This is a genomic window from Nitratidesulfovibrio oxamicus, assembly GCF_015731765.1.
GTDB classification, from domain to species: domain Bacteria; phylum Desulfobacterota; class Desulfovibrionia; order Desulfovibrionales; family Desulfovibrionaceae; genus Cupidesulfovibrio; species Cupidesulfovibrio oxamicus.
The window spans coordinates 1-11,663 of sequence record NZ_VRYY01000694.1; the positions used below are offsets into that span (position 1 = coordinate 1).

An 11,663-nucleotide genomic window follows, 5' to 3' on the forward strand; every position below is an offset into this window, starting at 1 on the left:
ACGCGGCGTGCCGTCCCAGCGGCCCGCGCGCAGGCCCGCCACGGTTTCGATGAGTTCGCGCTGGCCCTTCACCGCGTCGAACCGGCCCAGCAGCCCCACAACGAAATCGTCGTCCGTCCAGCCATACTCGGCCCGCACGCGGGCGCGGCCCGCCGCGTCGAAGCGGAACACGGACTCGTCCACCCCGCCGAGAATGGTGTGGACCCGGTCGGCGGGCACGCCCATCTGAGTGGTGAAATGTTCGGCCATCACCGAGTTGGTGGCGATGACCGCATCGGCCACGCGGGTGTGCAGAAACAGGTTGGGCCGGTTGCCCTTGGGCAGGCGCTGGTCCCCGCGCGTGCGCACCAGCCCGAAGCTGTGCGGCCCGCGCGCGTGCAGCGCCTTCAGCAGGCCCCACAGCACGAACGATTCGCCCCGGTGGCAGTTGACCACATGGGGGCGAAAATCGCGCACCATGCGGTGCAGCGTGCCGTACAGCCCGGCAAGGGTGAAGGGATTGGCGGCGTTCAGCGGCAGGGGGATGGGGTCCAGCCCCCAGGCGCGGGCGCGCTCGAAGGATTCCGTGCCCCCAAGGCCCAGCACCAGGGTTTCGTGCCCGGCCTCGCGCAGCAGGCGGGCCAGCATCATGCCGTACCACGCCGTGGCGTTGAACCAGCGCACGTTGACCACCTGGATGGTGCGCAACGGCGCGCCGTCCGGTGTCGGGGAAGACATCGACGGCGATGCATCGCCCGGCACGGCGTGGCGGGCTGCGGAAGTGGCGGCGGGGTCTGGTGCGTTCACGGGCACGTCATGCCGCAATCGCCCGGCAATGACAACCCCCGGCGCACCGCGCACCGGCGTGCCGGTTGCGGGGCGTGCCGGGGAGGCCGGACCATATGGATGGAGGCAAGGCCTCCGCCGACTACCTCCCCAACGCGCAACCGCCGTACCCCGCGTGCGGCTATACCCGTGCGCGCAGCCCGGTAAGGAAGGTGGCCTGATCGGCGGTGAAATCCATGATCTGGGACGAGGCGCCGTCCTCGCTCCACCAGGCGCTCATGGCTTCCATCTGGAGACGGGTCTTGATGTCCTGGGGGGAATACCCCTCCGCCTTGCGGGCCTTCTCGAGGTTGGACAGGGTCTGGATCTTCTGGAACTTCTTGACCATGTCCGGATTGTCCTTGAAATACTTCTCGATCTTGGCCTTGTCCGGGCTGTTCGTAATCACGGAAACGCCGCCGGTCTTTTCATCGGTGACCACCCGGAACTCCACATCCTTGTCCACGCCCAGCTTGGTCAGGTCTTCCCGCACCTTGGCGGAAAATTCCTCCTCCATCTGCTTGCGGTACTCTTCCACCATGCGGAAGGTCAGCTTGCCGGTGGCATTGGGCGAAATTTCCTTGAGCACCGCGGAAAGCTGGGAAAGATAGTCCAGCGAAAGCCCGGTCACCGTGTTGCCGGATGCGGAAGACGACGAGGACGACGAACTGCCCGACGCCGACGAGGAAGACGACGAGGTGGAATTGCCTTCGGTGTACTTGGCAATGTCGATGCCGTAGGTGCCGTAAGTGCCGTAGGTGGACGTAATGGACATGCTGCCTCCGGGCGGACGATTTTGCCGGGTTCCGCCTTTACGCAGCTTGATGCATCGCCCATGCCAGCGTGCACTCGCTCGCCTTGCCGCGTCCTGCTCTTCTGCCTTGTCGCCTGTCCGGCCCCCAGCCCCACCGGCACGGTGCTTCCACCAGCATCACGAACGCATGCGTCACCGCATACCGCCGTGCCGGTACGGGCCGAAACCATTGGACGCCACGTCGGAAACGGGCTATCGGGGCGGTAACGGACATCCACGCGACGCGCCCATTCTCTCGCCAGGTCATCCCGCACCGGGGCTTGCCGCCGCGCGTCCGCAGCCGGGCCATGCCCGGTCGGAGCCATGGCCGGTTCCCTGCCGCGCGCCAGCCTGGTTGCCGGGCGTTTGCCACCGGCCAACATCAGGCAGTTGCCACGCCCTGACGCCGGCAGCCGCAACGCCGCAACGCGCTCCGCCCACCGCAACCCACGAGCCACATGTCGCAAGCCACCACCGCCACGCTGGAATTCGACGACGCCGCACTGGCCAACCAGTTGTTCGGCGCGCACAACGCCAATCTTTCGCTGATCGCGGAAAAGTCGGGCGTCCGCCTCGACACGCGCGGTACCACCGTCACCGTGGACACGGACGACGCCCGCGTGCGCGAAACGGTGCTGAACCTGCTGGCGCAGTTGTACGGCCTGCTGAAGTCGGGCCACCCCGTGTACCCGCGCGACATGGCCTATGCCTACGGCATGCTCGACCGCGACCCTTCCGCCGACCTGCGGCGCATCTTCCGCGATGCGGTGTTCGTGGTTTCCCCCCGCAAGACCATCACCCCCAAGACCCTCAGCCAGCGCGACTACGTGGCCGCCCTGCGCGAGAACGACATGGTCTTCGCCGTGGGTCCGGCGGGCACCGGCAAGACCTACCTTGCCGTGGCCGTGGCCCTTTCCATGCTGCTGGCCAAGAAGGTGAAGCGCATCATCCTTACCCGGCCCGCCGTGGAGGCAGGAGAAAAGCTGGGCTTCCTGCCCGGCGACCTGGTGGAGAAGGTGAACCCCTACCTGCGCCCGCTGTACGATGCCCTGCACGACATGCAGGACTTCCAGAAAGTGGCCGACATGCTGGAAACGGGCATCATCGAGATAGCGCCGCTGGCCTTCATGCGCGGGCGCACCCTGAACGATGCGTTCATCATCCTGGACGAGGCGCAGAACACCACCCAGGAGCAGATGAAGATGTTCCTCACCCGCCTGGGCTTCGGCTCGCGCGCGGTCATCACCGGCGACATCACCCAGATAGACCTGCCCGCATCGGGCAAGGCCGACGCGCTGTCGCGTTCCGGCCTGGTGCACGCCCTGCGCGTGCTTGAAGGCGTCAAGGGAATCCGCTCCATCCGCTTTCACGAAGACGACGTGATCCGCCACCCCCTGGTGGGCAGGATCGTGCAGGCCTATGAACGCCACGAAACCGCAAACTCCCGCTAGGCACAAGTCCTTCAGCGCCGAATCGGTGGCCGCGCCGTTCCGCTGGCTGGCCCGCCACCAGGCCGGGCCTGGACTGCTCTTCTTCTGCCTGACCATGGTTGCCCTGGCCGTGCTGGCGGGCGCCAATCTTTCGCCCTCCGTGCGACTGTACGTGGCCGGCGAAATCGCCTCGCAAGAGGTGACCGCCGACCGCGACCTGCTGGTTGAGGACGTGCAGGGCACCCGCGCCCGGCGTGATCAGGTGGCCCAGTTGCAGCCCGCCGTGTTCGACCTGAGCCGCGAGCCGGTCACCGCCTTGCGCCAGCGGGTGCACGAAATCTTCCTGGCCGTGAACCACGCCGACCCCGCGGAACAGGAACAGTTGCGCTGGCAACTGGCCGAGGCCCTGGGCACGGAAATCACCGAACGCACCATCAGCGTACTGGGCAGCGAAGAGCTGCAGACCCTTGTGACCACCCGCGCCCTGCCGTGGCTGGAATCACGTCTGGCGGAGGGCGTTTCCGCCGACACGCGCATCGTGCTCCAGTTCAAGGGCGGCGTGCTGCTGCGCGACCTGGCCACCGGCAGCGAAACCCTGCGCAGCGACCTGCAGAACCTGCACGACCTGCGCTCCGTGGTTTCCGAACTGAGCCAGAACCTGAAGAACGAAACCAAGGCCTCGCTGGCCGTGCGCCGCACCGCCGTGCTGCTGTTGTCCCCGCTGCTTTCGCCCACCCTGACCCTGAACCGAGAGGCCACCGACACCCGCGTGGCCGAAATGACCGCCGCCGTGGAACCGGTGTTCTACCGCATCCAGAAGGGCGAGGTGGTGGTGCGCCAGGGCGAGCGGGTCAGCCGCGAGCACCAGCTGAAGCTGCAGGCCCTGTGGGCGCGCAAGGGCGACAAGGTGCACCTGGCCACGGTGGCCGGGGTGTTGCTGACCTCGCTGCTGCTGGGCGCTGGCATGCTGTTTTCTCCCAGCGGGCGCATGGGGTCTGCCGTACGCCAGAAGGACCTGTTCTTCGTGGCGCTGCTGCTGCTGGTGTTCGCGCTGATGTCCAAGGGGCTGACACTGCTGGGCCAGCGGGTGCTGGAACAGGGGGCGTCCCTGACGCCGGAGGTGCTGTCCTTCGCCTTTCCCGTGGCCGGTGCGGCGGGCCTTGCCGCGCTGATCTTTTCCGCCCGGCGCTACTGCGTCACCGGGCTGCTGCTGGCCTTCTTCTGCACCGTGCTGGCGGGCGGGGGACTGGCCCTGTTCATGTTCTATTTCCTGGGCGCCATGTGGAACACCTGGCTGGTCACCCGCGCCCAGACCCGGCAGGACGTGGTGTGGAGCACCCTGCCGCTGTGCGCGGGCCTGTTGCTGATCTGGCTGGGCGCAACCGCCCTTGGCGGGCACGTGGACCCGGCGTCCATGGCGTGGGGGGTGCTGGCGGTTGCGGTCAACGCCATGCTCTCGTTGCTGCTGCTGTTCGCCCTGTCCCCCATCATCGAGCTGTGCCTGGGCTACACCACGCGCTTCCGGCTGATGGAGCTGATGAACCTGGAACAGCCACTGTTGCAGGATCTGATGGTGGCCGTGCCCGGCACCTACCACCATTCGCTCATCGTCTCGAACATGGTGGAGGCCGGAGCCAAGGCCATCGGCGCCAACAGCCTGCTGTGCAAGGTGGCCGCGCTGTACCACGACATCGGCAAGCTGAGCCGCCCGGAATACTTCATCGAAAACCAGTTCGGCGGGCGCAACAAGCACGACAAGCTGGCCCCGTCCATGAGCGCGCTGATTCTCACCTCGCACGTCAAGAAGGGCGCGGAGCTGGCCCAGCAGCACCGGCTGGGCCAGGAAATCGTGGACATCATCGGCCAGCACCACGGCACGCGGGTGATCCGCTACTTCTACCAGAAGGCCGTGAACCAGGGCGAAAACCCGCGCGAGCAGGACTACCAGTACCCCGGCCCGCGCCCCCAGACGCGCGAGGCGGCCATCGTCATGCTGGCCGACGCCGTGGAGGCGTCCAGCCGCACCCTGGTGGACCCCACCCCGGCGCGCATCAAGGGGCACATCGATACCATCGTGAAGGGCATCTTTGCCGAAGGGCAGCTTGACGAATCGGAACTGACCTTCAAGGACCTGCACAAACTGGGCGAAAACTTCCACCGCATCCTCACCGGGCTGTTCCACCAGCGCATCGGCTATCCGGATGCGACCAAACCCGGCCAACCCGATCGCAGTCCCGACCGGGACGCGCCCAAATGCGGCGAGAAGGGCGCGGAAAAGTGCCCGGAGAAAAACGGAGACAGGATCGGCGACAAGAACGGCAAGGCCGTGGAGAAGAACGGCGGGAATGGCGATATTCCCTGCCCAGCCTGCCCACCTCCCTGCCCCGACACCGCTACCACCCCGCCCTGCCCGGCCTGCGACAAGCCGCAGCCGCCCATGCCCTGCTGCTACGGCACGCTGGACAGCGGCAACGGCGACGGCCCGGTGAAAACGGATGCCCCCGTGAACGCTCCAGCGGGCACCTCTGCGAACGCTCGCGCGAGCACTCCCGCGGACACGTCGGAATCCGCCTCCCCCGAGGCGGGCGCCAAGCCCTCCAAGCCCGTCTAGTCCGCCATGCTGGTGTTGCGACGCGCACCCGGCATGGGGTGGATGCTGCCCTTGGCCCCCGGTGAACTGCGCGCCGTGTTCGCGGCCATGCAGGAAGCCACCGGCCTTGCCGGATGCACCGTGGAACTGGACCTGGTGGGCGACGAGGAAATCGCCCGCCTGAACGCCGCGCACCTTGGCTGCACCGGTCCCACCAACATCCTGTCCTTTCCCGCTCAGGACGGCTACGTCGCGCCGAATGACTTCACGTGCGAAGGGGCGGCGGACGGTCTGGATGCGGGACCGGATGCAGGTCCGGGCGACGACGATGAGCCAGACGACTCCCCCTGCCACCTCGGATGGCTGGTGCTGTCGCTGGACACCTGGCGGCGCGAATGCCTGCTGTACGGGCAGGAACCGGTCGAACACGCCCTGCGCCTGCTGGCGCACGGGCTTGGGCACCTTGCAGGGTACGACCACGGCCCGGAAATGGACGCCTTTACCGACGCCGCGCTTGAAGCCGGGCGGGACGCCACGCTGGCGGTTCTGCCTGCACAGGCCTAGCGGCCTCACCCGCCTTTTCGCCCCCCTGCCCCCCCCCGCAGTACCTGTCTGCCCGTCCGCTTGCCCGTTCTCAGCCTGTCCGCCTGCATCGACAAATGAAGCGGGGGCGGAGGAACCCTGTCGGTTCTTCCGCCCCCGCGTTGCGTTCGGCGTCTGCCTTCCGTCTTCCTGCCGGGTCATGCCCGGCATGGAACGCGCGCTATCCCAGCTTCTTCTGCAGCAGTTCCGTAACCAGGGCCGGATTGGCCTTGCCCTTGGTCTTGCGCATGATCTGCCCCATGAAAAAGCTGATCAGCTTGGTCTTGCCGCCCTTGTAGGCTTCCACTTCCGCCGGGTTCTCGGCTATGGCCTCGTCCACCGCGGTTTCGATGGCCGAGGTATCGGAAATCTGCACCAGCCCGCGCTCCTTCACGAAGGCTTCGGGCATGGCGCCGGTTTCCACCAGTTCGCCAAAGATGTCGTTGGCGATCTTGGCGCTGATCAGCCCCGCCTCGACGATGCGCACCAGTTCGCCCAGCGCCTCGGGCCGCATGGCGATGGCGTCCACGGCCACTGCGCGCTGGTTCAGTTCGCGCAGCAGAGCGCCCTGCATCAGGTTGGCCACCTTCTTGGGCTGGCCGCAAGCCGCCGTGGCCGCCTCGAAGAAGTCGGCCAGCGCCTTGTCTGCGGTCAGCACGTCGGCGTCCTGTTCGGACAGGCCGTGCTGTTCCATGAACCGGGCGCGGCGCGCCTGTGGCAGTTCCGGCAGGTCGGCACGCCAGCGGGCCAGGTCGTCTTCCGCGATGCGCACCGGCATCAGGTCCGGGTCGGGGAAGTAGCGGTAGTCGTGGGCTTCTTCCTTGCCGCGCATGGACACGGTGACGTTCTTCACCGCGTCGTACAGGCGGGTTTCCTGCACCACGGCGTCGCCGTCCTCCAGCACGTCCTGCTGGCGGGCGATTTCGTATTCGATGGCCCGCTGCACGTTGCGGAACGAGTTCAGGTTCTTCAGTTCCGCGCGGGTGCCGAATTCCTGCTGCCCCTTGGGGCGGATGGACACGTTGGCGTCGCAGCGAAAGCTGCCTTCCTCCATGTTGCCGTCGCACACGCCCAGATACACCACGATGGCATGCAGGGCCTTCAGGTAGGCCACGGCCTCCTCGGCGCTGCGCATGTCCGGTTCGCTGACGATCTCGATGAGCGGCACGCCCGAGCGGTTCAGGTCCACGTAGCTGGCGTTGTCGCCCGCCGAGTGGATGTTCTTGCCCGCGTCATCCTCCATGTGGATGCGCGTGATGCCGATGCGGCGCGTCTGGCCGTTCACCGTGATGTCCAGGTGGCCATGCTCGCAGATGGGCGTTTCGAACTGCGAAATCTGGTAGCCCTTGGGCAGGTCCGGATAGAAATAGTTCTTGCGAGCGAACACCGAGACGGGGTTCACCGTGCAGTTCACGGCCATGCCCATGCGGGCGGCGTATTCCACGGCACGAGCGTTGGGCACCGGCAGCACGCCGGGCATGCCGGAGCACACCTCGCACACGTTGGTGTTGGGTGCCGCACCGAACGCGGTGGAGCAGGAACAGAACAGCTTGGACCGCGTGCGCAACTGGGCGTGCACTTCCAACCCGATGACGGCTTCATACAAGGCCATGACAAAACTCCTGAACTACTTGTCTGCTACGGCGTCCGCACCCGATGGGTACTGGATTGGTGCGTTTTTTACGCCTCCGGCGGGCAAGGGGCTACGCCCCCTGCACCCCCTTTATTGCCCCATTCCCCTTGCACCCAGGCTGGCTCGGGAACTTACCCAAATAAAAAATTTGGGAGGATGGGGGTCCGGGGGAAGGAACCTTTTCCAAAAGGTTCCTTCCCCCGGTCATTCTCTTCATAATTCTCCCTCTTCTACCCCTTCGCGTTGTTGTACAACTCGGGGTTGAGGCTGGGATCATTGTACATCTTGAACTGGTAATAGGCCTTGGGCTGCTTGCGGCCTTCCAGGAATTCTGCGGTCAGGTCCAGCACGGCCCGGGCCAGGTCGGCGCGCTGCTCGCGCAGCACGGCCAGCTTGGCGGCGCAGCGTTCGCGGTGGTCGGGCACGACGTCGGCGCGTTCGGCCTGTTCTTCCATATGGAAGACCTTCAGGCTGAGGATGGACAGCCGGTCCACGGCCATGCCCAACGACTCGGTATTGTGGCGCGGGCGCTGGCCGGGGGCGAGAGCGGGCAACTGCGGGCGCAGCAGCGCCACCAGACAGGCGTCCACCTTTTCCATGTAGTCGTTGCGGCGCTGGTTCAGGCCGTCGATGGCGCGCTTGCACTCCGCGATGACATCGGCGCCCACGTCGGTGCGGCGGGCGGTGTCTTCCACGTGCCACAGGCGGAAGTTCATCAGGTGCTGGGCCAGCACCAGCCGGTGCAGCAGCGCGGCATCGGCCACGGCTGCCGTGGCGTCCGTCTCGACGGGCGCGGGTTCATGCGCCGGGGGCTCGGCCACGTGCCAGTCGGCGGTGGCCTTGTGCTGGGCGTCGAAGCATTCCGTGAGCAGCGCTGCCACGGCATGAAGGGTCTGCATCGTGTATCCTTGAGGCTGGGTTATCCGCTGATGCCCACGTCGAAGTACTTGCCCACGCCGTATTCGCGACGGCGGAAGAAGTTGTCCGGCAACGGACCGATGATCTGGAGTTCGCGGTGCTTCTTCTGCATGTCGAGGGCTATCTGCATTTCCTTGGTGCAGCCGGTGGAGTAGGTGGAATCCTTGCCAGCCCACACCGAGGGCACCTTGCGCTCCTGCAACGCGAAGCTCGTCTCTATATCCTCAACGGTCTGGAAACGCCAGACGTCGATGAGCCCGCTACGCTGGACCCGTTCCCACATGAACATCAGGTCGTCGCCGTCCATGCCTTCCTCGAAGTGCTCGGCGGGGTTGATGATGAAGGTGGTGTCCAGCTTCTCGCGCAGGTGGCGGACAAAGGTGTCCACGACGTTGATGGCGGTCTTGGTCTGGCCGGGAATGGAGCCGATGATGCAACTGTAGAACATCACCGCCTTGCCCTGCTGCCGCGCCTCGCGCATGGCCTCGATGATCTCGTCGGCCTTGCCGGTCAGGTCCTTTTCGGTGAACTTGCGCACACCGGTCGCGCGGGGCTTGCAGGCGATGTGGCACTGCCCGTCGTCGTCGCACCAGAAGCACACGATGTCGCGGGTGAACTGGTGGCTGGTGCGCAGGAAGGTATGGTCGGCGCGCCAGCCCTTTGCCATGACCACGTCGCATTCCTTCCAGGCGCGGGCAAAGGTGACGCTGGCGCGGTACAGGTTCAGCCGTTCGCGCGTGCCGTCGGAAATGACCACGAAGCGATGCTCGCGCAGGTGGCGCAGCAGGTCGTTCTTGGTCACCCGGTCGTCATGCAGGATGAAGGCGGATTCCATCTCTTCCTTCAGCGTGGGGTCGGACTCCGCGTCCCAGATCATGGGCGCGTAGAAGAAGAACCCTTCCTTCAGGGCCAGCACCACCTGATGCCCCATGCGCAGCAGCACGCGGATGACGGCCAGGTCGAACATGACCCCGCCGTCGCCGTCGCACAGGTACAGGATCTTCTTGCGCGGCTCGGTTTCCGGGCCGAACAGCAGGCGCAGCTGGGCGGATGGCGCCCCCACCGACTCCAACGCCTGTTCCACTTCCAGCGGCGAAGGGGGGCATTCCAGCCAGCGGCGGCCGCGCATGGCCACGTGCAGCAGCCGGACCAGTTCCGTAAGGTCCAGTTCCCAGCGCATGTCCACGATGTCGCGGTGCGGGTCCAGGGTGGCCGGGGGGCGGCGCAGCAGGCGCTGCAACGCCGGGTCCTGCAGCAGGGCGCGCCCCTTGCGGTTGGCGGCATGCTTGCGGCCTTCCCACGGGTCTTCCTGCCCGGACTGGGTAAGCACGATGCTGGTCAGGCGCTTGACCACCCGCGAAGGGATGGCGGTGTGCTGGCTGATGTGCAGGCGGAAACGGTGGCGGCAGTACTGCATGATGCGCCGCTTGACCTGCTTTTCGATGTGGGTGGCGCTGCGCACCAGGCGCATGATGATGCGCCACGCGCGGTTGTACTGCTCCTGCAGCGCGCGGGGCTTGTCCTGCGCGGTGAGCAGGCGGAAGGTGTCGTCCGAACAGGGTACGTAGACCTGGTCGTCGGCCAGCGACACCATGAAGCGCAACTGCTCCGGAGTGGCGATGAGCGTGGGGTTCATGAGGTGTTCGAGATTGTTCTCGGTCATGAAGTTGTAGATCCACGCGTCGAAATAGGGGTCCTTGCGCAGGCGGATGTCCCTGACGGCGTCGAACTCGGGCAGCTTTCGCATGGCAACCTCGTATCGGCGGGGCCGGGTGGCACGGCGGGGCGGCCCCCCGGCAAAGGGCCGTCGCGAAGACGGAGCGAATGGGCGCGCAAGGCGACCGGAATGCGCGGGCGGTCAGCCAACAGGCCGGGACCGGCCCTGAAGAACGGCGCTAGGCCTGATCCTTGATGAACCCCTTGGCCTTCAGCTTGCGGTAGTACGAAAGTTCCTCGATGGTGGCGAACAGCATGCCGCCGGGCGCGCGCTCCACGTGCACCACGTCGCCCGCTTGCAGGGCGTAGCCTTCCTGCCCGTCCTGGGTCAGGTAGACTTCGTTGGTGCGGTCGCGCACTGTCACCGAAAGGCGGGCCTCGCCGGGCAGCACCAGCGGCAGCAGGTTGTTCAGGAACGGGCAGATGGGCGTCACCGTGTACACATGCAGTTGCGGGTGCACCAGCGGCCCGCGCGCGGACACGGAATACCCCGTGGCCCCGGTGGGGGTGGAGACGATCAGTCCATCGGCGCGCAGTTCGCCCAACCGTTCGGATCCCACGCGCAGGTCCAGGTTGATGACCCGCGCGAGGATGCCGCGATTGATGACCACGTCGTTCACCGCGCCGCCGGAATGCACCGTGGCCCCGTCGCGCTCCACGCGAAAGGACAGGGCCAGCCGTTCCTGCACGGTGACGCCGCCGGACAGCAGCCGTTCCAGGCTTGCCTCCCAGCGGGTGGCGGCCACTTCGGCCAGAAAGCCCACCTTGCCCAGGTTCACGCCCAGCAGCGGCACCCCGGAGCCCAGAAGCCGCCGGGCCACGCCAAGGATGGTGCCGTCGCCGCCCAGCACCAGGGCCAGGTTGCATTCCTGCCCGGCCACTGCCAGCGATACGGCATCGCCCGTGTTCTCCACCACGCGCGCCGCAAGGCCGCGCGCGGCCAGCCAGGCGCGCATGCGTTCGCCAAGGGCCTCTGCCTCGCAGTGGCCCGACTTGGTGACGATGAGAATGGAACGAAGCGCGGTGTGCATGGAGTGTTCCTAGTGGAAAGCGCCCGCGCCTTCAAGAAATAACCGCGCGAATGGCGCGCGGGAGGGGCACGGCGCACCGCCCCACCCACCGTCGCGTCCGCATGCGCTGGGGCCGTGGCCCTGCTGGAATCCCCCCGCCTGTACGGCCCACACCGCCGCGCCCGCG

The 11,663-nt window shown here is 66.6% G+C and carries 9 protein-coding genes; 3 read left to right on the plus strand and 6 right to left on the minus strand.

Features of this window, described 5'->3' with window-relative positions; all coding sequences use genetic code 11:
- Both FVW20_RS17320 and FVW20_RS17325 read right to left on the minus strand, forming a co-directional pair.
- Positions 1-687 (minus strand): glycosyltransferase (locus FVW20_RS17320; RefSeq protein WP_196610568.1); only part of this gene is annotated, 687 nt, incomplete at its 3' end.
- Positions 688-946: 259 nt separating this feature from the next.
- Complete coding sequence (locus FVW20_RS17325; protein WP_196610562.1) at positions 947-1,579, minus strand: hypothetical protein; 633 nt, start codon at positions 1,577-1,579, stop codon at positions 947-949.
- A 476-nt stretch (positions 1,580-2,055) separates the two neighbouring features.
- Here FVW20_RS17325 and FVW20_RS17330 point away from each other — a divergent pair, with 476 nt between their 5' ends.
- Genes FVW20_RS17330 through ybeY form a run of 3 tightly spaced genes read left to right on the plus strand, consistent with a single transcriptional unit; the run spans position 2,056 to position 6,181 of the window.
- On the plus strand, positions 2,056-3,048 hold the full coding sequence (locus FVW20_RS17330; RefSeq protein ID WP_167123453.1) for a PhoH family protein: 993 nt from the start codon (positions 2,056-2,058) through the stop codon (positions 3,046-3,048).
- A complete protein-coding gene (locus tag FVW20_RS17335; protein WP_231039218.1) occupies positions 3,017-5,638 on the plus strand; it encodes an HD family phosphohydrolase in 2,622 nt (873 codons plus the stop codon). The genes FVW20_RS17330 and FVW20_RS17335 overlap by 32 nt, the downstream gene beginning before the upstream one ends.
- Positions 5,639-5,644: 6 nt before the next feature.
- The gene (ybeY, locus tag FVW20_RS17340) at positions 5,645-6,181 is read left to right on the plus strand and encodes an rRNA maturation RNase YbeY (protein WP_196610563.1); all 537 of its coding nucleotides are present in this window, start codon (positions 5,645-5,647) and stop codon (positions 6,179-6,181) included.
- 199 nt (positions 6,182-6,380) lie between these two features.
- Here the strand turns inward: ybeY and gatB are convergent, their stop codons facing one another.
- From gatB to FVW20_RS17360, 4 genes are all read right to left on the minus strand, one after another.
- Positions 6,381-7,811: an Asp-tRNA(Asn)/Glu-tRNA(Gln) amidotransferase subunit GatB gene (gatB, locus tag FVW20_RS17345; RefSeq protein WP_196610564.1), complete on the minus strand. Its 1,431-nt coding sequence runs from the start codon at positions 7,809-7,811 to the stop codon at positions 6,381-6,383.
- 251 nt (positions 7,812-8,062) lie between these two features.
- Entirely contained in the window at positions 8,063-8,731 is a 669-nt protein-coding gene (locus FVW20_RS17350) for a DUF4254 domain-containing protein (protein WP_196610565.1), read from the minus strand.
- Between the two features lie 20 nt (positions 8,732-8,751).
- Positions 8,752-10,497 carry an ARMT1-like domain-containing protein gene (locus tag FVW20_RS17355; RefSeq protein WP_196610566.1) on the minus strand — a complete coding sequence of 582 codons (1,746 nt, stop codon included), beginning with the start codon at positions 10,495-10,497 and terminating at the stop codon, positions 8,752-8,754.
- A gap of 148 nt (positions 10,498-10,645) precedes the next feature.
- On the minus strand, positions 10,646-11,497 hold the full coding sequence (locus FVW20_RS17360; RefSeq protein ID WP_196610567.1) for an NAD(+)/NADH kinase: 852 nt from the start codon (positions 11,495-11,497) through the stop codon (positions 10,646-10,648).
- Positions 11,498-11,663 lie beyond the last annotated feature (166 nt).

Coding starts and splice junctions, on each gene's coding strand:
- FVW20_RS17325 (WP_196610562.1), bottom strand. CDS start 1,579: ATGTCCATTACGTCCACCTACGGCACTTACGGCACCTACGGCATCGAC.
- FVW20_RS17330 (WP_167123453.1), top strand. CDS start 2,056: ATGTCGCAAGCCACCACCGCCACGCTGGAATTCGACGACGCCGCACTG.
- FVW20_RS17335 (WP_231039218.1), top strand. CDS start 3,017: ATGAACGCCACGAAACCGCAAACTCCCGCTAGGCACAAGTCCTTCAGC.
- ybeY (WP_196610563.1), top strand. CDS start 5,645: ATGCTGGTGTTGCGACGCGCACCCGGCATGGGGTGGATGCTGCCCTTG.
- gatB (WP_196610564.1), bottom strand. CDS start 7,811: ATGGCCTTGTATGAAGCCGTCATCGGGTTGGAAGTGCACGCCCAGTTG.
- FVW20_RS17350 (WP_196610565.1), bottom strand. CDS start 8,731: ATGCAGACCCTTCATGCCGTGGCAGCGCTGCTCACGGAATGCTTCGAC.
- FVW20_RS17355 (WP_196610566.1), bottom strand. CDS start 10,497: ATGCGAAAGCTGCCCGAGTTCGACGCCGTCAGGGACATCCGCCTGCGC.
- FVW20_RS17360 (WP_196610567.1), bottom strand. CDS start 11,497: ATGCACACCGCGCTTCGTTCCATTCTCATCGTCACCAAGTCGGGCCAC.